Below are 23,567 nucleotides of genomic sequence, written 5' to 3'. Positions count from 1 at the left end.
CGATGCAGGGGAAGGAAACGAAAGCAGTGAAGACGACTATTTACGATGTAGCCTCCAAAGCCGGGGTGTCCATTGCGACTGTATCGAAGGTCATTAACGGAACCGGACGAATCAGTGAGAAAACGCGCAAGCATGTGCTGAACGTGATGGAGGAGTTAAAATACCAGCCCAGCATGGTTGCCTCGGCGCTGTCGGGCAAAAACACTTATACGATCGGCTTGACGCTCCCCGATCTGGCGAATCCCTACTTCGCCGAAATTGCCAGGGCTGTGGAGGACCGGGGCCGGGAGCTTGGGTTCCATGTGCTTATTTGCAGCACCGACAACGATCCGGAGAAGGAAGACAAATATTTTTCGGTGCTGATGCAGAAGCGGGTGGATGGCATCGTGATCGCCTCCCGTACGAAGAAAGACACCTATCTCAAAAGCATGGTGAAGGATCATATCCCGCTAACGATGATTGCCCGGGAGATGCCTTCCTTCGCAGTGCCTGCGGTTATGGTCGACGATTATTTGGGAGGCTATCAGGCGGGGAGCCACCTGACCGCTCAAGGACATCGCCGGATCGCCGTCATGGCCGAGGATCTGAACGATACGAGCAGCCGGGAGCGGATGCGGGGCTGCAAGCAGGCGATGCTGGACGAAGGACTAACGCAGGAGTGCGGTCTCGAGGCAGTCGGCGGCTTCACGGTCGAGAGCGGCAAGGCCGCCATGCATGAGCTGCTGGGCTCGGAGGAGCCGCCTACTGCGGTGTTCGCCTGCAACGATATTCTGGCGATCGGCGCCATCCAGGCTGCCCGGGAACGCGGCATGCGTGTGCCGGAGGACTTATCGGTCGTAGGCTTCGACAATACGATACTTGCCTCCATCATCGACCCGCCGCTCACTACGGTGGCCCAGCCGATCCAGGAGATCGGGAAGCAGGCGGTGGACCTGCTGCTTCAGGAAATTCGCGGGGAGCAGGTCCCGCGCCAGCGGGTCGTGCTGATGCCGGACCTGGTGGTACGCGGCTCGACGGCGCCTCCAAAGAAGCCGTAGGTTACAGACGTAAGCCCCTCATCACTGTAGATGAGGGGTTTGTTTTTGTGCGATAGGGCTTCCCTACTCAGATTAAATCAGAATTCGCATTTTTCAGCCGGTACTCTGGATAATTCAACACTGACTCAGGATTTTGATAACCCTTCTTTAAACGTGATATAATTTACAAATTACACAGGTGGACAACTTGTCGGGGGGAATAGCTTTGAATGTGAGTTACGACATCTTATTCGAACGGCATCCGGATGCAGTGTTCGTGATGGACGCGGAAGGATATATAGCCTACGCGAACCTAACGGCGTACGGGCTGCTGGACGGAACGCAACCAACAGCGGGACGGACTCATTACCTTCAAACGCTGCGCTCCGACGAGTTGGAAATGTTTCATTATTACTTCCAAGAGGCGGTCGAGCGAGGGGAAGCGCGATCATTCGAGATGGAGATCGGCAATGGGAGCAGAGGCAGGTTCAAGGAGGTGCGGGCGCGGCTTGTACCACATTTCACCGAAGGACGGACGACCGGGGTTACAGTCTATCTAACGCTGGGGGATGCGCGTGAGTATGAACCCCGAATGGGAACAGCCCTCGACGCCATCGGCGCATCGTTCATCGAAAGCCATAGCGATCCGATCTTGGTGCTGAGTCAGAATGCGACGATCGCATTGGCGAACGCCTCGTTTTCCAAGTTGCTGGGCTGGCGGAAGGATCAACTCGAGGGGTTCCATATTCTTAAGTGTCCTTCGATCCCGCCGTATCTCGTACCTCAGATGAAAGACTTCGTCACACGGGTATTCGCCGGAGGGGGCGATGACGAGGCGACGATGGAAACAATCCGCATGACCGATCAAGGCAGGGAGTTTCAGATGCTGCTGACGCTGACGCCGGTTCGCGACCGGGTTGGACTCGTCCGCTATTGGGCCGTTCATCTTAGGGACATTACGAAGCGGAAGTTCCTAGAGGAGCAGCTCAAGCGAATCGAGCTTGAGCAGGCCGTTGAGCAAGAGCTTCGAGAGCTGGAGCATTTGAAGACGGTCAGTCAGCTGGCGGCCAGCATCTCACACGAGGTTAGAAACCCGCTAACAGTGACGAGAGGATTCATGCAAATTCTAAAGGATTCGACGTTGAACGAAGAGAAACGCCGGCAATACTTCGATTTAAGCTTAGAGGAGCTCGATCGGGCGGAGCGCATCATTACGGATTATTTGACTTTCGCAAAACCGGCACTCGAGCATTACGAGCGTCTTGAGCTAAACACCGAGCTGCGGCATATCGTGCAGGTGATTTTGCCCTTCGCCAGCATGGAAAACATCGCGGTCGAGCTCGACCCGTCCGAAGAGGAGCTTTACGTGTATGGAGAAGGCAAGAAGCTGCATCAAGCGCTGATTAACGTGATGAAAAACGGGATCGAAGCGACGCCTGCCGGGGGAAGTCTTACCATTCGGTTGAAGCGTATCGACGGTAATTCCGTCTTGACCATAGAGGATTCAGGCCAAGGAATGGACGAAGAACAACTCAAAAAGCTGGGGACGCCGTATTATACAACGAAGGACAAAGGGACGGGCCTTGGCACGATGGTCGCCTTCAGCATCTTTAAAGCGATGGAGGGGGAAATCAAAGTAGAAAGCAAACTGGGGCGCGGCACCCGATTCGTCCTGTCGTTCCCTACGCTGCCATAATTCGAATCATTAGCGATGCGCAAGCTTTGTAAGCTTCGATGGATGGCCCAAGAAGGCCGTGTTCGGGATCAGTCCCAGACACGGCCTTCTGTTACATATCCTCCAACTGGCTGATTAGGGTGTCGAAGCCGAAGAAAGGTCTAAGGAAGCTGTTAACTGCGAAGCGGCGTGATGATTCGACCAAGAAACAACTAGTTCATTAAACATTTACTGTCTATATTTTTCGTTTTATCAGCAGATGGGGGATTGACAATCAATGGGAGGCTGGTATACTTTAACTCAAGGGTAAGCGCTTAACCATTAATTGTTCCTTATTAGCTCCGAAATTATCATACTACATTGATAATACAGTGAATATGATAGAGTAAAGCGCTTAATTTAATATCGGGGAGTGTCGTCATGAAAACGGTTCGTTTAACGATGGCCCAAGCGTTGCTGAAGTTTCTGTCACAGCAGTATGTGGAGCTTGACGGGGTGGAGTATAAGTTTATCCAAGGGGTGATGGGAATTTTCGGTCACGGGAATGTGACCGGCATCGGGCAGGCCTTGGAGCAGCAGCGAAATGAGATCGCTTTCATTCAAGGGAAAAATGAGCAGGGCATGGCGCATGCCGCCATTGCTTACGCCAAGCAGAAGAACCGGCTGCAGGCATACGCCTGCACTACGTCCATCGGCCCCGGCGCTCTGAACATGGTAACGGCGGCAGGAGTTGCCTCGGTGAACCGGATTCCCGTGCTGCTGCTGCCGGGGGATATCTTCGCGAGCCGGCAGCCCGATCCGGTGCTGCAGCAGATCGAATATCCGCTGGACTACACCGTCACGGCGAACGATGCCTTCAAGCCGGTAAGCAAATTCTGGGACCGGATTATGCGGCCGGAGCAGCTGATGACTTCGGCGATTCAAGCGATGCGCGTCTTGACCGACCCTGCCGAGACGGGGGCGGTGACGCTTTGCCTTCCGCAGGATGTGCAGTGCGAAGCCTATGATTACCCTGAAGCGTTCTTCGCCAAGCGGGTGCATCATCTCGATCGCAAGCAGCCGGCGGAAGCGGCGGTGAAGAGAGCGGCGAAGCTTATTCGTGGGAAGAAGAAGCCGCTGCTCGTGCTGGGAGGCGGGGTGCACTACTCGCTGGCAACGGAGGAAGCAAGGCGGTTTGCGGAAGCCTTCCAGATCCCTATGACCGAGACGCAGGCCGGCAAAAGCGCCGTATCGTGGCGGCATCCGCTTAGCTTCGGGGGCGTGGGTGTGACAGGAACGCTGTCGGCAAACCGGCTGGCGGCGGAGGCGGATGTGGTGATTGCGGTCGGCACGCGGCTGTCGGATTTCTCCACGGCGTCGAAGACAGCGTTCCGCAATCCGGAGGTAGCCTTCGTGAACATCAATATAAGCACGTTCGACACGTACAAAACGGAAGGAGCCGGGCTGGTGGCCGACGCCAGAGAAGCGCTCCGCGAGCTCCAGCAGGCGCTGGAGGCCGCAGGCTATCGTTCGGACTACCAGCCGGAAAGCCTTGCGCAGCTTAAGCAGCAATGGGACGACGAGGTGGACCGGCTGTATCAAGCGGAGCACCCTGCAGGATTGTCACAGACAAGAGTGCTGGGCGAGATCAACGATTGTATCGGGGAGCGGGATGTCATCGTCTGTGCGGCGGGAAGTCTGCCCGGAGATCTTCACCGGGTGTGGAGAACGACGGAGCCGAAAACCTATCACATGGAATACGGCTTCTCCTGTATGGGGTATGAAGTGTCTGGCGCCTTCGGCGTCAAGCTGGCCGAGCCGGATCGGGAGGTGTACGCTCTCGTCGGGGACGGAAGCTATCTGATGCTTCACTCGGAGCTGATCACCAGCCTGCAGGAAGGACGTAAGATCACCGTGCTGCTGCTCGACAATCACGGCTTCCAGTGCATTCATAATCTGCAGCGGGGGCATGGCAGCGACGGCTTCGGCAACGAATTCCGCTCGCGCAGCGAATCCTCGGGGCAGCTGACCGGCGATTACCTCGCCATTGATTTCGCGGCCCATGCCCGCAGTCTCGGGGCAAGATCGTATCGCGCCACGACCGTTGAAGAGCTGCGATCCGCGCTGGAGCAGGCGAAGCGGGATCCCGTATCCGCGCTGATTGATATCAAGGTCGTTCCCGGAACGAATACCGGAGGCTACGATTCTTGGTGGCATGTCGGCGTAGCCGAGGTATCGGAGCAGCCGAAGGTACGGGTAGCGTATACGGAGCTGCAGAACAAGCTTTCCACCGCAAGGAAATGGTAAACTGACAAATTCACTTATCTCCGGAGGGATGAACATGAAGGTGAAGTACGGCATCTCGGCAATCAACTGGGTGAATGAGGACATATTGGAGATGGGCGACCATTACACGGCCGAGGAGGTGCTGGCGGACATGTCTGCGCTCGGCTTCGAGGGAACGGAGTTTTGCCGAAAATTCCCGAGGGATCCGTCCGCACTGCAGAAGCTGCTCTCCGGCTACAACATGGCGCTTACCTCCCAATGGAAATCCGTTCATTTCAGCGACCCGTCGCGCAGGGCGGAGGAACTGGTGGCCTTTCGGGCACACGCCGATTTTTTGAAAGCGATGGGCTGCGGCTACGTCGTTACCTGCGAAACGGGAAATGCGTTTGAGGATCTTACGAAAAACACGGTCCGCGTGGAGCCGCTGAATGACGACCAATGGAAGCACATGGTTGATGGCTTGCACGAGGCGGGACGGTACTGCAAGGAGCTCGGCATGAAGCTGGTGTATCACTATCATGGCGAAACCGTAGTAGAGAGCGGTGATGAAATACAACGCCTAATGGAGTCGACGGATCCGGACCTCGTCCATATGCTGTACGATACGGGCCACGCCTATTTCGGCGGCAGCGATCCGCTGGATATTCTGCGCAAATACTACGATCGCATCCCTTATATCCATCTTAAGGATATTCGCCAAGAGGTGCTGGAGGCCAAAAGAGCGTCCGGGCTCCGCTTCCGCGAGGCCGTGAGACAAGGCGTGTTCACCGTGCCGGGAGACGGCTGTATCGATTTTGCCCCTATTTTTGCGGAGCTGAAGGAGCGGGGGTACGAGGGCTGGATGATTATCGAGGCGGAGCAGGATCCGCAGGTGGCGAACCCTGTGGAATATGCGCGGAAAGCAAGGGAGTACCTGGCCGGCATAACGGCACAGTAGAGGGGGAGAAGAATGAGCAAGGTACAGATCGGCATCATCGGAGCGGGCAGAATCGGCCGCCTGCATGCTGAACATTTGAGCAAGCATCCCGGAGTCAGCATTCGGGCCATATCGGACGTATACGTAACGGAGGAGCTCCAAGCCTGGGCGCAAGGGCTCGGCATCTCCGAAGTCAGCAATGATTATCAAAGCATTATCGGGCACCCCGATATTCAAGCGGTCTTTATATGTTCCTCTACGAATACGCATGTTCCTTTTATCAAGGAGGCTGCTGAAGCGGGCAAGCATATTTTCTGCGAAAAGCCGATCAGTCTCGACTATCGTCAGACGCAGGAGGCACTCCAAGCGGTCGAGCAGGCAGGAGTATGCCTCCAAACCGGATTTAACCGGCGCTTCGACCATAATTTCAAAAGGGTACGGGAGCATGTGCAGTCCGGCAGCCTGGGCTCGCCGCATTTGATCAAAATTACGTCCCGCGACCCGGCTCCGCCGAATAAGGAGTACATCAAAGTATCCGGCGGACTGTTCATGGATATGGCGATTCACGATTTCGACATGGCCCGTTACTTGTCCGGGAGCGAGGTCGTGGAGGTATATGCCCAAGGGGCCGTGCTGGTCGATCCGGAGATCGGGGAGCTCGGCGATATCGATACGGCGGTCATTACGCTGAAATTCGCTAACGGAGCTCTCGGCGTGATCGATAACAGCAGGCAGGCCGTGTACGGCTACGATCAGCGCGTTGAGGTGTTCGGCTCGGAGGGCAGCATTGCGGCGGATAACGATTACCCGAACACGGCGATCATCAGCACGAAGGATTCGGTGTACCGCGATAATCCGAAATATTTTTTCCTGGAGCGTTATCATGACTCTTATATCGATGAAACGAAGCAGTTTATCGATTGCATTCTGAATCAAGTCACCGTACCGGTAAGCGGCTACGATGCCTTGCAAGCCGAGCGGATCGCCTATGCGGCGAAGCAGTCGCTTCTGGAAGGCCGGGCCGTCAAGCTGGAAGAAGTCGTATAAGGGAGGCGGGACCATCATGGGAAATCGATCGGAACTGATCGTGAAGCAAGCTGCCGTTCCCGGCGCGGAAGGCAATGTGCTGCGAATTACGCCCGAGTCGGCAGGCTGGACTTATGTAGGCTTTGAGGTGTACCGGCTTCAGGCCGGGGAACGGCTGGAGCGGGAGACCTTATCGCTGGAATACGGCTTGGTGCTGCTCTCCGGTCGGGCACATGTGAGCACAAGCCAAGAGAAGTTTCAGGACATCGGTCAGCGTATGGGCGTGTTTGAGAAAACGCCGCCCTTTACCGTGTACGTGCCTTCGGGCGACCGGTTTGAGGTGGAGGCGCTAACAGAGCTGGAGCTGGCGGTTTGCACCGCACCCGGTAAGGGGAACTGCCCGGCAAGGCTGATCCGTCCGGAGGACGTCCAGGTGGAAATTCGCGGCAAGGGCAGTGCGGAGCGGTTGATCCACCAGATTCTGCCCGAGGGGCAGCCGGCGGACAGCCTGCTGCTGGTCGAGGTGTTCACACCGAACGGGCACTGGTCGAGCTATCCGCCGCACAAGCACGATGAGAATCGCTTGCCGGAGGAATCGTACCTAGAGGAGACGTACTACCATAGAGTGGAGCCGTCCCACGGCTTTGCCATACAGCGGGTGTATACCGACGACCGGTCGCTGGACGAAACGCTGGTGGTGAAGGACGGCGACGCGGTGCTTGTCCCGAGAGGATACCATCCGGTTGCGGCGCCTCCGGGCTACGAGGTTTACTATCTGAATGTCATGGCGGGTCCGACACGGACATGGAAGTTCACCAATGATCCGGAGCATGAATGGATTTTTGAGGAGTGGAAGAAGGAATCTCAAGCGTAAGAGGAGGAGAAAAGCATGACCTTATTATCGTTTGATGCTTCACGGCCTATGGATTTTATCGGTTTAGGCCGTCTGTGCATCGATTTGAACGCGAATGAAATTCATCGGCCGATGGAGCAGACGAGAACCTTTACGAAGTATGTGGGAGGTTCGCCGGCGAACATTACGATTGCCGCTTCCAAGCTTGGGTTGAAATCCGGCTTTATCGGCCGTGTGTCGAACGATCAGCACGGAAGATTTATTACGCAGTATTTGGAGGAGCGGGGCATTGATACCTCCAATGTCATTACCGATCTGTCCGGTACGGTGACCGGTCTTGCCTTCACGGAGATCAAATCGCCGACGGAGTGCAGCATTCTCATGTACCGCGATAATGTCGCCGATCTGAAGCTTGAGCCGGGGGACATCCGTGAGGAATATATCGCGCAGGCCAAGGCGATCATGATCTCGGGAACGGCGCTTGCCGCAAGTCCGTCCCGCGAGGCCGTATTCAAGGCGGTAGAGCTGGCCCGCAAGCATCAGGTCGTCGTTTTCTTCGACATCGATTACCGCCCTTATACCTGGAAATCCCGCGAGGAAACGGGGATCTACTGCAGCCTGATCGCCGAGAAGAGCGACGTCATCTTGGGCGGACGCGAGGAATTCGACCTGCTGGAGCTGCCCTTCGGCCCGCTGCAGAAGGACGATGAAGCGACGGCAAAGCGATGGTTCGCGCAGCAGGCGAAGATCGTGCTGGTCAAGCACGGCGGCGACGGCTCGGTTGCTTTCACCAAAACAGGAGAGAGCTACAAGGGAAGAACGTTCCCGGCGAATGTGGTCAAGACGTTCGGTGCGGGAGATTCCTTCGCAGGCGCTTTCATCTACGGGTTGATGAACGGATGGGATATCCCTAGAGCCCAGGAATTCGGCGCCGCCTCCGCGTCTATCGTCGTGTCGAGCCACAGCTGCTCCGATGCCATGCCGACGGCGGAGCAAATTCAGAGCATTATCGATCAGCACCGTTAAATTCGGAAGGCAAGGAGAGAACAACAACCATGCTAGTCACGTTAAAAGAAATCGCCGATCAGGCGGCAGACCGGTCCTACGCGGTTCCCGCCTTTAATGTATACGGCTATGAAGATATCCTTCCGGTCATTCGTGCGGCGGAGGCCATGAAGGCGCCGGTCATTCTGGCCGCCAATATTCCTGCGCTGAAGCATATGCCGGTGCCTTATCTGGCTCCGCTCATGCTGCAGGCGGCAAGAGAGGCTTCCGTGCCCGTGTGCGTTCACCTGGATCACGGAAAGGGCTATGATGCGTGCGCAGAGGCGATTGAACACGGCTTCAGCTCCGTCATGTACGACGGCTCCCAGCTTCCGCTGGAGGAGAACATCCGCCTGACCAAGGAAATCGTTGCTTATGCGCACAAGCATGGCGTCTCCGTTGAAGCGGAGATCGGCTCCGTAGGCTACTCGGACCCCGCCATCGCCATGAAGCATGAGCTGTCCGATCCCGAGGAGGTAGAACGATTCGTCCGGGAAACAGGGATCGATGCCGTGGCGGTATCCGTCGGTACGGTGCATCGGATGGAAGCGCAGGAGGCTCAGATCGACTTTGCCCGGCTGCAGGCCATACAGGATCGGGTCAGCATCCCGCTGGTCATTCACGGCTCCAGCGGCGTTCCCGACGATCAGCTTCGCAGGCTGACGACGTACCGCGTCGCCAAGATCAATATCGGCACGGCGCTGCGCATGGCCTTCGGGCACACGCTTCGCGAGGAGCTGAACGATCGGCCGAAGGAGTTCGACCGGATCAGCCTGTTCCAGCGTCCGATGCAGGCAGTGGAGGAAGCTGCGAAGCGCAAGTTCGCCCTATTAGGCTTTGAGGAGGAGAGATCGTAATGACAGAGATAAGAACCTTGCACAATTACATCGGCGGAGAATGGATACCGTCCCTCTCTGAGCGTACCGAAATCGTACCGAACCCGGCTACCGGGGAAACCCTTGCCATAGTTCCGCTGTCTACCCGAGAGGACCTGGATCGTGCGGTTGCTGCAGCCCGGGCGGCCTATCAGGAGTGGAAGCAGGTGGCGGTACCACGCCGTGCCCGCATCCTGTTCCGCTACCAGCAGCTGCTGGTGGAGCACTGGGACGAGCTGGCGCGATTGGTTACACAAGAGAACGGCAAAAGCTACGGCGAAGCTTACGGTGAAGTCCAGCGAGGCATTGAGTGCGTGGAATTCGCCGCCGGCGCTCCGACGCTCATGATGGGCAGCACGCTCCCGGACATCGCGACGGGGCTGGAGTCGAACATGTACCGTTATCCGATCGGAGTTGTCGGGGGAATCACGCCGTTCAACTTCCCGATGATGGTGCCCTGCTGGATGTTTCCTCTGGCGATCGCCTGCGGGAACACGTTCGTGCTCAAGCCGTCGGAGCGCACGCCGCTTCTGGCGAACCGCTTGGCCGAGCTGTTCACGGAAGCAGGTTTGCCGGCTGGCGTACTGAATATCGTTCATGGCGCTCATGACGTGGTCAACGGTCTGCTGGAGAATCCGGAGGTGAACGCCATCTCCTTCGTCGGCTCGCAGCCGGTAGCCGAATACGTCTACAAGACGGCGGCCGCCCACGGGAAACGGGTGCAGGCGCTTGCCGGCGCGAAGAATCACTCGATCGTGCTGCCGGATGCCAACCTGGATCTGACGGTGAAGGAAATTATTAACGCCTCCTTCGGCTCGGCGGGCGAACGCTGCATGGCCACCTCTGTGGTAGTGGCCGTCGGCGAGGTCGCAGAACCGCTCGTTCAAAGGCTGCTGGAAGCGGCGCAAGGGCTTACGATCGGCAACGGATTGGAGGAGGGCGTGTTCCTCGGACCGGTCATTCGGGACAGCCACAAGGCTCGTACGATTCAATACATTGAAACCGGCGAGAGGGAGGGAGCTATTCTCGCCCTTGACGGCCGCAAGGCGGCCGCAGCCTCCGGCAATGGCTATTTCGTCGGACCGACGATCTTTGACCATGTGAAGCAAGGGATGAAGATTTGGTCGGACGAAATTTTTGCACCGGTGCTCTCGATCGTTCGGGCGGATACGCTGGACGAAGCGATTGCACTGGCCAATGCCTCGGAATTCGCTAACGGCGGCTGCTTGTATACGGACAGCGCCAAAGCGATCCGTCACTATCGTGAGAATATAGACGCGGGCATGCTCGGCATTAATGTAGGGGTGCCTGCACCGATGGCCTTTTTCCCCTTCTCCGGCTATAAGAAATCGTTCTATGGCGATCTGCATGCGAACGGCAGGGACGGCGTAGAGTTTTATACGAGAAAGAAAATGATGGTGGCAAGGTACTAAAGTACATCACGCTGCAGGCTTTCCAAACCCGGCAACCGGATCAACCATGATGTCCCATGAGTTGACCCGGTTTTTCTATGCGTTGTACAATAAAGGGAGTTAAGCGTTTTCAGAGCTCTGCCGACTGGCTGAAGTGAGGTGACCCATGCAGAATAATTGGTACAAAAGGCTGCTGCTATCGTATTTTCCTGTCTTTTTCGTTGCGATCTCCACCATATTATTCATTTCCTTTCTTGTGGTCACGGAGGTTTCCAAGAAGGAGGCCGAGAAGGCGAGCCGGATTTCGTCCGCCTATGTCGTGGATACGGTGGAGTCCACGCTGCGCGGCATTGAACAGACCGTGCTGAAGGAAATGGTCACGAATCCGAATGTGAGCGAATTTTTCGATCCGAAGCCGAATACTGATCAGGCTCTGGTCCGTTACCGCCTATCGGAGGTCGCCAAAGGTTTAATGACGAATCAGTATTTGCTGCACTCCGTCTATTTTTACAGATTCAGCGACCGATTGGTGCTTACCCACGGCTCAGCGGAGCCCTTGGAGTTTTTCTATGACAAGAATTTTATCGAGCAAGAAGTAGCGGCATCCCCGCGTCTCAAATGGTCGTCCCCGAGGAAGTTTCGGGAATTTATTTCCGAGCCCGAGGAGAATGTCATTACGATGAGTAAACGGGCGCTGCTTCCCTTCGGCAACCAAGGACTCGTCGTCATCAACGTGCGGACTAACGAGCTGCTTCGGGTCGTTGACGAGATGGTGGACAGCCAGCTGACCTTCATGGAAATTCATAATCGGGAAGAGCTTCTGTACCCCTTGGCGGGCAATCACTCGGCGGAGAAGAACCGCAAGGTGCTGAGCGAGATTCCATCGGACTACCTCGGCTGGACGTTTACGAGCGGGCTGCAGGTGGGGCAGCTGTTCGGATGGGTGTCCGTCATATCTTATTTATGGGTTACGATCGGGGTTATCGTGCTGCTGCTGTGCATCGTCTATCTGGTGTATATTACTAGGCGGAATTATAAGCCGATTGAAATTATTTTGCAGCGGATCCAAGCTTATCAACAGCGCTACGTTCTTCAGGGCAAGCCGCCGGTAGATGAGTTCTCCTTTATTGAAAAGGCGCTGGAGAGCTTGATCGACCAAACGAACGTGTACGAAAAGCGATTTCAGGAGGATCTGATGATCCACCGGAAGCAATTTTATCAGGAGCTGCTGAGCGGCGAGCGTGAGATTACCTGGTCCGAATGGAAGGCGCGCATGGAGCGGCTGAATCTGGATTACGAATTTACCCGGCTGGCAATGACGGTGTCGCAAATTGACCGTTATTCAGCTTTTCAGCAGGAATACACCGAACGGGATCAGCATCTGCTGAAGTTCGTGTTGACCAATGTCATTCACGAGTTTGCCAAGCAGGGGGAGGTTTCCGTCTGGACCGAATGGGTAACGAACGACCGTCTGGCTACGCTGTTCCTGATCAGGCAGGAAGAGGGCTTCGACGAGGAGCAGCTCAAGCGGATACTCGAATCGTTCCGGCAATGGGTGCAGGACAATTTAAAGTTTTCCGTAACGGTTGGTGTCGGCAGTGTCGGTAGGGAGCTGTCCGCTCTGCACCCCTCTTATTTGGAAGCGATGTATCCGCTTAGGCACAGACTGACGCTGGGCAGCAACCATGTCTCCATCGGCTCGGAGGTGCAGCGCAGTCGGGCGCAGGGCGCGTACGAGTATTATCAGCGCATAACGTCGGCCGTTCAATACTATAGGATGACGAATCCGGCGTGGTCGGACGTGCTTCGCGAGATCTTCAAGCATATGACGGAGGACCGTCTGAACGACGAGGAAATTCGGAGCCTGCTCGATTATATGGTGCACCTGTTCCGCCGCGAGCTTGAGGAGATGCCGGAGGAGCTGGGCCGCGGTTGGGATCGGATGGCTCCGGAGCTAGTCCGGAGCTTGGCGGAAGCCGAGTCGGTGGAACGACTCAGCACCGTGTTTATAGCCGCTCTCGACGAGCTGTTCCAGCATTACGTCGCATTAAGGGATGCCAAGAGCCAGACGGGCTTGCTGGAAGCGATGAAAAAATATATCGAAGAGCATTTCACCGACCCGAACCTCAGCTTGAATCAGCTGAGCGATCGTTTCGAAATTAGTCCGAAGTATGCAAGCCAGCTGTTTAAAGAGCAATTCGGCTTGAAGTTTGTCGACTTCCTGGTGCAGCTCCGCATGGAGAAGGCAAAGCAGCTGCTGCTGGAAACGAATGAACCGATTCAGGACATAGCGGAGAAGGTCGGGTACACCCATGGGATTTCCTTTGGCAGGACCTTCAAGAAAATCGTCGGAGCTACGCCCGGGGATTACCGCAAATTAATGTAACCTGCAATGCAGCAGGCTTTCCGTGACGTCCGTCACGGTTTTTTTGTCCCTGACGGGATTCGGTTGGTGCTTCGGAAATCAGTTCTAGGCTGCGCCAGACAGGGGAATAGCGGCGGTTTGAGCGGCGGATTTCGGTTGCTTTCGCCTGACAAGCGGTTTTGGACGATAGGTTGGTATCGCGGAATCTTGTTTGTTGTCAAGCGGCGGGAAGCCGGGGTATAACCGAATTGTGTTCCGGATGCAGCTCAGGCAGTCAGCAGGAAACGGATCGAAACTTCACAAAGGGGAGAGGATTCAGTTTGAAAAGACATCAATGGAACAAGACATTATCTATTTCGATCAGCTCGGCTTTGGCGCTTGGCGTGATTGCCGGATGCGCCAGCAATGAACCTGCGCAAAGCGGTGCAGGCGGCAGCGGCGGCACTGAGAAAAAGCCGATTACATTAAAAATCGAAATGTTCGACCGTGGAAACGCTCCGGCAGGCCAATCGGCTACAGATAACTACTGGACGAAGTGGATGCAGGAGAAATTCGGCAATCCGAACAACATCAAGCTGGAGTACGTCCCCGTACCGCGTGCCCAAGAGGTTCAGAAGCTGAATGTGCTTATGGCCAGCGGCGGCGATGCGCCGGATATTGTATTTACGTATGACAGCAATTTGGTCTACAACTATGTGCAACAGGGCGGATTGGCGGATTTAGGCAAGGCGCTGGATGAGCACGGCAAAAATCTGAAAGCGTTTTTAGGGAAGGACACGCTGGAATACGGCAAATTTGACGGCGTTCAATATGCCATCCCGGCAAGACGTGTGAACCTGGGCAAGTATGCCTCCTTTATCCGCCAGGATTGGCTGGATGCTCTGAAGCTGCCGGTTCCGAAGAACACGGAGGAAGTGTACAACACCCTAAAGGCCTTTAAAGAAAAGGATCCGGGCAAGGTGGGCAAGGACTTGATTCCGCTCGGCATGGCCCTGGCACCGTCGTCTTATGAGCCGATTATATGGCCTTTCATTAAGAAGGATTTGACGGAGGAGGAGACGTATACGCTGCGTATGCAGCTTGGGTCGCGAGATTATCCCGTATTGACTCCGGGTCATAAGGAAGCGCTTCAGTTCCTGAACAAGCTGCAAAATGAAGGAATGCTGAGCCCGGACTTCGGGCTGGATAAGGATAAGAAAAAGCTGAATCAGGATGTGATGACCGGCAAGGTGGGTCTGTTCAGCGAGGATAACACCAACCCGCTCAATGCCACTCCGGGAGTTTACAAGGTTCTGGAAACGAATGTGAAAGGCGCCAAGCTGTTCCCAGTCGATCCGTTTGCAGGTGCGGACGGGAAGCATACGAAGCCGAAGTATATTCCTGCAGGGATGTATATCATGGTGCCGAAGACGAGCAAGAACATCGATGCGGCGATCAAATATCTCGATTTCATGGCCCAGAAGGACAATTACTTCACAATTATGAACGGCGACGAAGGCAAGAACTACAAGCTGGATGACGGCATTCCGATCCGTATCGATAATCAGGAAACGAAGGATAAGTTTTTCAACAACGGAGACTTCATCATCATCAGCAACGGGCAGGACCTCGGGGACGAAGCCAAGAATACGAAGCTGGCCGTCAAAGGGTTCCCTAACGAGTATGCCAAGGACGCTGAGCTTGCACGCCAAATTTCATTGACGGACACTGTGGAAATGGTGCGCTTCCCTAAACCGATCCAAGCGGAGGTCAAATACGGGACCAGTCTGGTGGATAAGTACCACGAGCTGCTGGTGAAGTCCGTGATGGCTAAGCCTGCGGATTTCGATAAGACGTATGAGCAGGGCTTGAAGGATTTCTTGAACAGCGGCGGTCAGGAGATTGCCAATGAACGTAAGGCAGCCTATCAGGAAATGAAGAAAAAATAATTCGATCCCAGGTAAGCTTCATGCATAAAGTCGGCATCCGGTTTTATGCATGAAGCGCTTCCGAGGGAGCAGGGGAGGGTTATCGCCTTGGACATCACCGCTTCTTCACAGGACCGTCCCGGCACAGCGGCGGCTCAGATGCGCCGGCCGGCATTCAAGGTATACATGCGCCGGAACTGGCAGTTATACGCATTGCTGTTTTTGCCGATCGTTTATTTTCTTATTTTTAAATATGGTCCGATGTATGGCGTTACGATCGCCTTTAAAAGATTTAACCTGTTTCAGGGCATCAACGCAAGCGAGTGGGCAGGTCTTGCCACCTTCAAGGAAATTTTCCGCATGCGGGAGTTTTATGTGGCTCTGCGAAACACACTGATGCTGAACTTTCTGGATTTGGTGTTTTCGTTTCCGGCGCCGATTATTCTTGCCATTATGCTGAATGAGCTCAAAAGCATGGTGTTCAAGAAGCTCTCTCAAACGATTCTTTATTTGCCGCATTTTATCTCTTGGGTCATCGTAGGCGGGATCGTGTATCAGGTATTCGCCACCAAGTCCGGCATGGTGAACACCTTGCTCATGAATATGGGACTGGAAGCCATCCCTTGGCTGTCCGACAAGCAGTACTGGCTCGTCACCTATCTGGCGACAGGCGTATGGCACAGTGCAGGCTGGGGAACGATCATTTACTTGGCTGCTCTTACCGCGATCAACAAGGAGCTTTATGAAGCTGCCGAGGTGGACGGGGCCGGACGGCTCACCAAAATCCGGTATATTACGCTGCCAGGCATTCAATCGACGATTGTAGTGCTGCTCATTATGAAGCTCGGCGAGCTGGTGCAGATCGGCTTCGAGCGTCCGTATGTGCTCGGCAACGTTTCGGTCAGTGAATATTCCGAGGTGCTCAGCACCTTCGTTTACAAGATGGGCTTGCAATCCGCCCAATATTCGTTAGCTACGGGTGTCGGCTTCTTCCAGGCTGTCGTGGGACTGATCTTTATATTGACGGCCAACTTCATCGCCAAGAAAACAACGGAGCAGGGCATTATTTAACGCCTATAGAAAGGAGGCCCCTAGTTATGAAAGCCAGAACGAGCGATCGTACCGTCGATCTCATGATCCATCTGTTTATCGGCATTGCGCTGCTGTTGTGCTTGATTCCGTTTCTGCATATTCTCTCCATCTCTCTTAGCTCCAATCGGGCTATCATGTCGGGCGAGGTTACGGTGTTCCCGATTGAGATCAGCCTGGAGGCTTACAAGAAGGTGCTGCAGGATATCTCGATGCTGAAGTCCATGAGCTTTACGGTGATGCTGACGGTGATATACACGGTGTCCTGCATGGTGATGTCGATCATCGCCGCCTATCCGCTAACCAAATCCTACTTGCGAGGCAAGAAGTTTTTTATGGTGCTGATCATCATTACGATGTTTTTCAGCGGAGGGATCATTCCGGAGTACATCCTCATCAAGGAGCTTCATCTGGTCAATTCCATGTGGGCGTTGATTCTGCCGCTGCTCATCAGTCCGTTCAATTTGATTATCTTGATTAATTTCTTCCAATCCATTCCGAGCAGTCTGCATGAATCGGCGGAAATCGATGGAGCGAGCCACTTTCGTGTACTGTGGCAGATTGTGATCCCCCTGTCAATGCCCGTTATTGCGACGTTAAGTCTTTTCTATGCTGTGAACCGCTGGAACGGCTTTATGGATTCCTTATTTTATATTACCGATCCGAAAATGTATCCTCTTCAGCTCAAGCTGTACCAGCTGATCATGAACAACATGATTAACGACCTGATGCAGCTGGAAGGCACGCAGGTGGTTCAATTTTTGCCGGAGAGCTTGAAGGCGGCAAGCGTGATGTTCGCAACTATTCCAATACTCGTTGTGTATCCGTGGCTGCAGCGTTATTTTGTTTCCGGCATTATGCTGGGGGCCGTGAAGGGGTAAGCGATCTAAGACGAAACAGGAGTTGAACCGTGTGTTTACAGATAAGGGCGAATACTCGTTCTCGACATGCTGGAATATCAAGAAGCATACCACAGGAAGAGGAATGATCGAAGAGATCAAGGAGCTGGGCTTCCGGCGTGTGGAGCTGAATTATAACGTGACCGAAGAGCTGCTGCAAACCATTGAGCCGATGATCGAACGGGGGGAGATCGGTATCTCCGGCGTGCACAATACGTTCCCGCATGACCCGGACCCGGACTATGGAACGGACTCGGTATTGCTTGGCTTCGAGGATGAAACGAAGCGGGAGCGCGCGATCGAGCTGCTCTGCCGATCTATCGATTATGCGGCCCGGTACGGAGCGGAGGCGGTTGTCGTGCATCCCGGCGAGGTTCCGTTCGAGGGCAATATCGATTCCAGACTGAAGAAGCTGTACCACGATGCGGGGAAGGAATCGGAGGCGTACCGCAGCTTATGGACCGAGATGCTGCAGAGGCGTGAGGCGCTCAGCCCGAAGTACGCTCGCACTATCGGTGAGAGTCTGGAGCGGGTTAGTGACTATATCGCCAAGAAGGGCTATAAGGTGGCCGTCGGCATCGAGACGCGCTCACGCTGCTATCAAATGCCGACCCCGCAGGAGGCGAAGGCAATCATTGATAAGCTGAAGGGCGCACCTGTCTATTTGTGGTATGACTTCGGGCATGCCATGATGATGGACCGCATGGGCTTATATGACAGCGTAAAGGATGCGCGTGAGCTCAAGCCGTACATCTACGGGATCCATATTCATGAGACGGTCGGTTTGTCCGACCATTACTGTCCGTATGTGCACAGCGGCACGGAGGTGTTCGACGACTTCCTGGACATTGTGCGCGACGCCCCGCTTAAGGTCTATGAGCTGAAGGCGATCTGCAAGCCCATCGAAATCGAGCAAAGCCATACACTGCTGCAGCGTAAGATTGCTGCACTCCCGAGGTGAAAGGATGGAAGACAACGTATACCGAAAATTAGTGAAGATGAACGACGACCACGTCCGGACCGCTCTCGCAAATCAGGTGACGGACCCCGGCAGCCGCTATTTCGGCGGGGTGATAAGCGAAGCGACGGGAGTCCCCAGTCCGACACACGGCGGAACGGCCGGTTATATGGCTGGTATGGCATCCGCCCTGGTGTGTCCGGATTCCGAGTATTATCACGACACCGCAGTTGCGGCCAGACTGGAATGGGCGGCCGACTACATGCTGAACAAGCAGCATTCCGACGGCACCATCTCCCTCGGATCGACCAATTACCATTCGCCGCCGGATACGGGCTTTGTCATTACCGGCTTCGGGCAGCTCTACCGGCTGCTGGAGAGCCAGCCATGGCAGGAGCTTCGCGGTGTGGAAGGGAAGATCAAGCTATTTCTGGGGCGCGCGATTCCCGCTATGCTGACGGGAGGCTGCCATACGCCGAACCATCGCTGGGTCCTCACCTCCGCCCTAGCGTGGCTCTATGATATTTTCCGGCTGGAGGCTCTCGTGGAACGAGCCGACGAATGGCTGGCCGAGGGCCTCGATTGTACGGAGGACGGGGAATGGACGGAGCGGAGCCATGGTATCTACAATACCGTCAACGATATTATGCTGTACCATACCGCCCGCCTGCTGAAGCGGGAGGAGCTGCTGGACCCGGTGCGGCGTAACCTTGAGATGATGACGTATCTTGTGCATCCGAACGGAGATGTCGTGACGGAGTACTCCGAACGGCAGGATGTGGGGCAAAGGGCCGATCTTTCCGAATATTTTCTGGTGTATCGCCTGATGGCCGCGCATGATCGGAATCCCCTTTTTGCGGCGATGTCCGACTTGGCTGCGGACCATCTGTCCCGCTTAGGCCCTGTGAACAATCATTCGCTGCTCGGCTATTTGCTGTTTCCGCAAACCAAGCTTACCGGCTTGGAACGGGCCGAGCTGCCGACATGCTATACGAAGGTAATCAATGAGCATCACCCCGTAGCCGAGGATCTGCTGAAGCGTAGGAGCGTCGGACATCATGACAAGATTCAGCATAGCGCCATGCATCTGGCGTTCGGCTCGCCGGTCGTAAGGCACCGCGAGGGGGATACGAGCACTACCATCGTGACTAGAGCCCCCTCTTTCTTCTCTATCAGGCACGGCGAGGTGAGCTTGCTGGGAACCCAAATCTATACCTCGTTTACTCCCGGTCTGGTAGAAATGGAGCAGTTCCAGCGTGCGGACCACGGGTATCGGATGTGGACCGAGATGGAGAAAGGGTACCACGGGCCGGTGCCCAAGGAGCTGCTTCCGGAATCGGCGGCGGGACGGATCAGCCCCTGGTACTTGCTGCCGCATCACAAACGGCCGGTTACGCATCTGCAGAAGCATCGCCTGCAGGTGGAGGTTACGCGGCAGCAGGACAGCTGGCAGCTGCGCATACTTGGCGATGACCTGCCCGACGTGTTCACTCAAGTGGCTTTCTCCTTCGGGCTGAACGGCATACTAAGGGGCGATGGACTGCAGGAGCTTGAGAAGGACGCCTGGTTCTGGAGCGAGGGCTCGATTCGACTCGAAGCGGGCGGCGATGGGATGGAGCTGTCGGGAGGCGCTCATGAGCATCGAGTCAAGGTCCTCCGCGTCAATCCGGTTCGTCCGGGGATTCGGACGGTGCTGGTTAACCTGATAACGCCGGTCGACCATACGTTCACTTTACGTCTCTCATAATAAAGGGGTTGTCATCTGTGACTACTTATCTAGACGAGCTCGAAAGCATCCGTTATTGGCTTGGTGACGATCGAAGAATTGTGGAGACGATAGCGGGTCGTTACATCGGGGCAAGTCCCCCCATTCCGTTCGTGTTCCGGGCCAGCTATGAGAACGGGATCCTGCAGGATGAGGAAGGCTTGTTCGACATGAATATGAACGTCCGTCTTCCCCAGGCCCGGTTGGGCGATTACGCCTATGTGTGCGGCTTGGTATGGGGAGAGACGGAACGGTCCGTCGATCTTCGCCTTCGTTGTTTAGGACCGGTGCGTTTGTATGTAAACGGCAAACTCCTCTATCGCTCCACGGTGACGGATGAAATCAAGAAAGGGCCCGATGCGGGTGTGCTTCTAAGGGTAGACTTCGCTAAGGGGTGGAATACGCTCGTAGTCAAGGTCAGGAAGACGGCGGCAGGCTTCGGTTGCCTCCTGGGAACGGAGGAAGCCAAGGTACGGATACTCAACGTGCTGGCGCCCTTTAGGGAGCGAAGCGGCCAGGCAGGCTGGGTGCATACGGAGGCGCTTCATGAGGATTCGTGGCAGGAAGGCGCCTGGCCGGAGCTGCGGGGCCCCGAGACGGAAACCGGACTCGTCTGGTATCCGCAAAGGGAGTGGCCGAAGGAGAAGCGATCCCTGCTTCCGTGTGAGCGAATGTTCGGCCTGAAGCAAGGAAAGAGCGCCTATGCCTGGTCTAGGCTGCGGGTTCCTGCGGCCGGAGGAACAGTCCGCTTAAGCGGATATACCGCCGGTCGTATCACCGTCTGGCTAAACGGGATTGAGGTCATGAGCAGGGAAGAAGCCGGGGATTTTGTTCATGAGCTGCCGGCTTTTACACAGCCGGAAGAGCATGACGTATTGATCCGAACAACGTGTGGAGCTGCGGGGTGGGGGTTCCAAATTTCCGCTTCCATGGGTAAAACCGCGTGTGAATGGGTGCAGCCCCATCCGGTCCGCGGAACGGAGGAAAGGTGGCTCTATGCCGGTCCGTTCGATCAGGAGATAAGCTATACGCCGGATCAGCTCCGGAATGTCAGGAGCTTATTCCGGACCAAAGCCTCGTCTCAGGGAGAGGAGTCCTTCCATGCCTATACCTACTGGCAATTGGACGCACCGGGCCTCAGAGTACGGCCGCTTTACGAGAATGCGCTGCTGAGCAGCAACTGGACGACAAGCGGCGTAACGAATTTTGCCCGCTGGGATTATCCGCTGGGCGTCACCATGTACGGACTGCTCCAGACCGGACGGCTGTTAGGGCGGCGCGACATGGTTGCCTATGCTGAAGAGCACATCAAGCTGTGCACCGATATGTATGAGTATTCGCTGTGGGATAAAGAAAAGTACGGGTTTCCCGCCGTCAATCAGCAGCTGGTGATGATGAGAATGCTCGACAACTGCGGCTCGTTCGGCTCCGCTATGCTGGAGGCGTACAAGGAGAGCAGGGACCCCGGCTATTTGGCCGTGGCGGACGTCATCGCGGACTTTATTCACCGCCGTCTTGAGCGCAAAGCGGACGGGGCGTACTACCGGGTTTGCGCCGGCGAGTATTCGGAGAATACGCTCTGGGCGGACGATCTTTATATGAGCACTCCGTTCTTAGTTCGTTACTACCAAATTACAGGCAAGCGGGAATATCTCGACGATGCCGCCAAGCAATTCATCCTGTTCAAAAAGTATCTGTTTATGCCGGAATGGAACGTGATGTCCCATGTCTACGATTTCAAATACAACACCGCAACTTATATCCCTTGGGGTCGCGGAAACGGCTGGTGCCTGTTCTCGCTGTCCGAGATATTGGCCGTTCTTCCGGAGGAGCATCCGGACCGCCCTGCGCTTCTTGACTTTTATAACGAGATGTGCGAGGGTGTGGCCGCATTGCAATGCGAGAGCGGTTTATGGCGTCAGGTGCTGAACGATCCCGACGCCTATGAGGAGGCCTCCTGCACGGCGATGTTTACCTATGCCTTCGCGCGGGGGGTGCGGCATGGCTGGCTTCGCTCCGTAGAGCCCTTCTACAGCAAGGCGCTGCGCGGCTGGGAGGGGCTGACAAGCAAGGCGATTGACCGCCACGGGAATGTGTATGGCGTTTGCAGCGGCTCCAGATATGCTTTCCATGCCGAATATTATAAAGAGGATTTGCGGACCGTCACCAATGACAATCATGGGATCGGCATTATGATGCTGGCCGGGATCGAGATCTGCAAGCTGACGGAGAGCAGGGAGAGGTCGGAGGAGCCCCATGAAATTCGAGGCTGACAAATATTCAATGCACCTGTATATTTTTGTGTTTTACATGGGCCAGGCGGCGTTGTATCCGTATTTGGGCTATTGGTTTTCCGAACAAGGGCTGAGCCATACACAGGTAGGCATCATATTCTCGCTTGGCCCGATTCTGGGGTTGTTCATTCAGCCGATCTGGGGCATGCTGTGCGACCGGTTCCGTATGGAGCGTACGCTGCTGATGCTCTCCACATTGCTTGCGCCTCTCATAGCCTTCGGGTACTTGTTCGCGGGAACGCATTTCACCGTATATGCGGTAACGGCACTCGGTCTCGCGTTAACCGCATCGGCGATGGTTCCCATTGCGGAATCACTGACCGTAAGGCATGCGGAGAAGCATGGGTTCAGCTACGGAGGCATTCGCGTGCTCGGCTCCATCAGCTTCGCGGTTACGGCGGGAAGCATCGGACTGCTGTACCGGGGCACAGGACTGCAGGCGATGTTCTGGGTTTATTGGTGTTTGATGGCTGTCCTGCTCGCCACTTTATTTCTGTTTGATAAGCAGCAAGGCGGGTCCGGCTGGAAGCGGACATCGCTGCTTGCCGGCTTGCGGCCGTTTCTTGCACAGAGACGGCTGCTTCTTTTTCTGCTGCTGATCTTCGGGGTGTCGGTGGGCTCCGCCGTAAACAATGTGTTTTTCTCTATTTACGTTGGGGCAGGGGAGGATGCCGCTGCAAGGATCGGTATACTCAACACGATTTCCGCCTTGTCGGAGCTTCCGCTCTTCGTTTTCGCCAGCCGATTGATCAGGAGATTTCATTACTTTAGACTGCTGTGCATTGTAGCGCTGGCTGCCGGGCTTCGTTGGTTTCTGATTTCGCTCGACCCTTCGTTCGCCGTTTTGGCGGTCTCCCAAATGCTTCACGGCGTGACCTTCGCCTTATTCGTTGCTGCGGGAATTGGCTTCATTCATGAGGAAAGCCCGCCTGGTCTTAGCGTAACGGGTCAAACCATCTTCGCCGCCGTCAGCTCGAATCTTGCCATGCTGACGGCTAGCAACGTCGGCGGCTGGCTGATCGACAGCTACGGGTTCCCGGTTATGTACCGGACGACGGCGATCCTATGCGTGTTAAGTGCGGTCGGGTTTCTGCTGATGTCAGGCGCTGTTCAGACGAAGCTGAAACGGAAGGTTCCGGAAGTGGACTTATAACGGAAAATCAAAAGCGGCAGGCCGGAACATTCAACCGGACTGCCGCTTTACGTTT

At 55.5% G+C, this 23,567-nt stretch carries 18 protein-coding genes; all 18 read left to right on the top strand.

Annotated features, from left to right (window positions below; genetic code table 11):
• The first annotated feature begins 26 nt into the window (after positions 1 to 26).
• The 18 genes from QMO62_RS09610 to QMO62_RS09525 all read left to right on the top strand — a co-directional run bounded on the left by QMO62_RS09610 (position 27) and on the right by QMO62_RS09525 (position 23,512).
• Positions 27 to 1,037, top strand: a complete 1,011-nt coding sequence (locus QMO62_RS09610) for a LacI family DNA-binding transcriptional regulator (protein WP_284640654.1) — start codon at positions 27 to 29, stop codon at positions 1,035 to 1,037.
• A 211-nt stretch (positions 1,038 to 1,248) separates the two neighbouring features.
• A complete protein-coding gene (locus QMO62_RS09605; RefSeq protein ID WP_284644906.1) occupies positions 1,249 to 2,712 on the top strand; it encodes a PAS domain-containing sensor histidine kinase in 1,464 nt (487 codons plus the stop codon).
• Between the two features lie 399 nt (positions 2,713 to 3,111).
• Positions 3,112 to 4,977, top strand: coding sequence for a 3D-(3,5/4)-trihydroxycyclohexane-1,2-dione acylhydrolase (decyclizing) (iolD, locus tag QMO62_RS09600; RefSeq protein WP_284640653.1), 1,866 nt, complete (start codon positions 3,112 to 3,114; stop codon positions 4,975 to 4,977).
• A 34-nt stretch (positions 4,978 to 5,011) separates the two neighbouring features.
• Positions 5,012 to 5,893 (top strand): myo-inosose-2 dehydratase, encoded by an 882-nt coding sequence (gene iolE / locus QMO62_RS09595; RefSeq protein WP_372516665.1) that lies wholly within the window; start codon positions 5,012 to 5,014, stop codon positions 5,891 to 5,893.
• A gap of 12 nt (positions 5,894 to 5,905) precedes the next feature.
• Positions 5,906 to 6,919 carry an inositol 2-dehydrogenase gene (gene iolG, locus QMO62_RS09590; protein WP_284640648.1) on the top strand — a complete coding sequence of 338 codons (1,014 nt, stop codon included), beginning with the start codon at positions 5,906 to 5,908 and terminating at the stop codon, positions 6,917 to 6,919.
• Positions 6,920 to 6,935: 16 nt separating this feature from the next.
• The gene (gene iolB, locus QMO62_RS09585) at positions 6,936 to 7,772 is read left to right on the top strand and encodes a 5-deoxy-glucuronate isomerase (protein WP_284640646.1); all 837 of its coding nucleotides are present in this window, start codon (positions 6,936 to 6,938) and stop codon (positions 7,770 to 7,772) included.
• 15 nt (positions 7,773 to 7,787) lie between these two features.
• The gene (gene iolC, locus QMO62_RS09580) at positions 7,788 to 8,777 is read left to right on the top strand and encodes a 5-dehydro-2-deoxygluconokinase (RefSeq protein WP_284640644.1); all 990 of its coding nucleotides are present in this window, start codon (positions 7,788 to 7,790) and stop codon (positions 8,775 to 8,777) included.
• Positions 8,778 to 8,806: 29 nt separating this feature from the next.
• Positions 8,807 to 9,652, top strand: coding sequence for a class II fructose-bisphosphate aldolase (locus tag QMO62_RS09575; RefSeq protein ID WP_284640642.1), 846 nt, complete (start codon positions 8,807 to 8,809; stop codon positions 9,650 to 9,652).
• On the top strand, positions 9,652 to 11,103 hold the full coding sequence (locus QMO62_RS09570; RefSeq protein ID WP_284640641.1) for a CoA-acylating methylmalonate-semialdehyde dehydrogenase: 1,452 nt from the start codon (positions 9,652 to 9,654) through the stop codon (positions 11,101 to 11,103). Before QMO62_RS09575 ends, QMO62_RS09570 begins: the two co-directional genes overlap by 1 nt.
• Positions 11,104 to 11,248: 145 nt before the next feature.
• Complete coding sequence (locus tag QMO62_RS09565) at positions 11,249 to 13,468, top strand: helix-turn-helix domain-containing protein (RefSeq protein ID WP_284640640.1); 2,220 nt, start codon at positions 11,249 to 11,251, stop codon at positions 13,466 to 13,468.
• A gap of 6 nt (positions 13,469 to 13,474) precedes the next feature.
• On the top strand, positions 13,475 to 13,690 hold the full coding sequence (locus QMO62_RS09560; protein WP_284640639.1) for a hypothetical protein: 216 nt from the start codon (positions 13,475 to 13,477) through the stop codon (positions 13,688 to 13,690).
• A gap of 77 nt (positions 13,691 to 13,767) precedes the next feature.
• Positions 13,768 to 15,375 carry an extracellular solute-binding protein gene (locus QMO62_RS09555; RefSeq protein ID WP_284640638.1) on the top strand — a complete coding sequence of 536 codons (1,608 nt, stop codon included), beginning with the start codon at positions 13,768 to 13,770 and terminating at the stop codon, positions 15,373 to 15,375.
• Positions 15,376 to 15,513: 138 nt separating this feature from the next.
• Positions 15,514 to 16,425 (top strand): ABC transporter permease, encoded by a 912-nt coding sequence (locus QMO62_RS09550; RefSeq protein ID WP_284644905.1) that lies wholly within the window; start codon positions 15,514 to 15,516, stop codon positions 16,423 to 16,425.
• Between the two features lie 26 nt (positions 16,426 to 16,451).
• Entirely contained in the window at positions 16,452 to 17,324 is an 873-nt protein-coding gene (locus QMO62_RS09545) for a carbohydrate ABC transporter permease (RefSeq protein WP_284640636.1), read from the top strand.
• 31 nt (positions 17,325 to 17,355) lie between these two features.
• Positions 17,356 to 18,303, top strand: coding sequence for a sugar phosphate isomerase/epimerase family protein (locus QMO62_RS09540; RefSeq protein WP_284640634.1), 948 nt, complete (start codon positions 17,356 to 17,358; stop codon positions 18,301 to 18,303).
• A 4-nt stretch (positions 18,304 to 18,307) separates the two neighbouring features.
• Complete coding sequence (locus QMO62_RS09535) at positions 18,308 to 20,047, top strand: hypothetical protein (protein WP_284640632.1); 1,740 nt, start codon at positions 18,308 to 18,310, stop codon at positions 20,045 to 20,047.
• Positions 20,048 to 20,064: 17 nt separating this feature from the next.
• Positions 20,065 to 22,338, top strand: coding sequence for a glycoside hydrolase family 88/105 protein (locus QMO62_RS09530; protein ID WP_284640630.1), 2,274 nt, complete (start codon positions 20,065 to 20,067; stop codon positions 22,336 to 22,338).
• Entirely contained in the window at positions 22,322 to 23,512 is a 1,191-nt protein-coding gene (locus QMO62_RS09525) for an MFS transporter (protein WP_284640628.1), read from the top strand. The genes QMO62_RS09530 and QMO62_RS09525 overlap by 17 nt, the downstream gene beginning before the upstream one ends.
• Positions 23,513 to 23,567: the final 55 nt, after the last annotated feature.

The sequence above is a fragment of the Paenibacillus silviterrae genome (assembly GCF_030167925.1).
Classification (GTDB): domain Bacteria; phylum Bacillota; class Bacilli; order Paenibacillales; family NBRC-103111; genus Paenibacillus_G; species Paenibacillus_G silviterrae.
Note: the sequence above shows the minus strand (reverse complement) of the source record. Positions and strands in the feature narration are given on the sequence as shown.

Bases quoted from the DNA above. Each gene is read 5' to 3' on its own strand.
- iolD (WP_284640653.1), top strand. From the start codon at position 3,112: ATGAAAACGGTTCGTTTAACGATGGCCCAAGCGTTGCTGAAGTTTCTG.
- QMO62_RS09525 (WP_284640628.1), top strand. From the start codon at position 22,322: ATGAAATTCGAGGCTGACAAATATTCAATGCACCTGTATATTTTTGTG.
- QMO62_RS09545 (WP_284640636.1), top strand. From the start codon at position 16,452: ATGAAAGCCAGAACGAGCGATCGTACCGTCGATCTCATGATCCATCTG.
- QMO62_RS09570 (WP_284640641.1), top strand. From the start codon at position 9,652: ATGACAGAGATAAGAACCTTGCACAATTACATCGGCGGAGAATGGATA.
- iolG (WP_284640648.1), top strand. From the start codon at position 5,906: ATGAGCAAGGTACAGATCGGCATCATCGGAGCGGGCAGAATCGGCCGC.
- iolE (WP_372516665.1), top strand. From the start codon at position 5,012: ATGAAGGTGAAGTACGGCATCTCGGCAATCAACTGGGTGAATGAGGAC.
- QMO62_RS09575 (WP_284640642.1), top strand. From the start codon at position 8,807: ATGCTAGTCACGTTAAAAGAAATCGCCGATCAGGCGGCAGACCGGTCC.
- QMO62_RS09560 (WP_284640639.1), top strand. From the start codon at position 13,475: ATGCAGCAGGCTTTCCGTGACGTCCGTCACGGTTTTTTTGTCCCTGAC.
- iolC (WP_284640644.1), top strand. From the start codon at position 7,788: ATGACCTTATTATCGTTTGATGCTTCACGGCCTATGGATTTTATCGGT.
- QMO62_RS09535 (WP_284640632.1), top strand. From the start codon at position 18,308: ATGGAAGACAACGTATACCGAAAATTAGTGAAGATGAACGACGACCAC.
- iolB (WP_284640646.1), top strand. From the start codon at position 6,936: ATGGGAAATCGATCGGAACTGATCGTGAAGCAAGCTGCCGTTCCCGGC.
- QMO62_RS09550 (WP_284644905.1), top strand. From the start codon at position 15,514: ATGCGCCGGCCGGCATTCAAGGTATACATGCGCCGGAACTGGCAGTTA.
- QMO62_RS09565 (WP_284640640.1), top strand. From the start codon at position 11,249: ATGCAGAATAATTGGTACAAAAGGCTGCTGCTATCGTATTTTCCTGTC.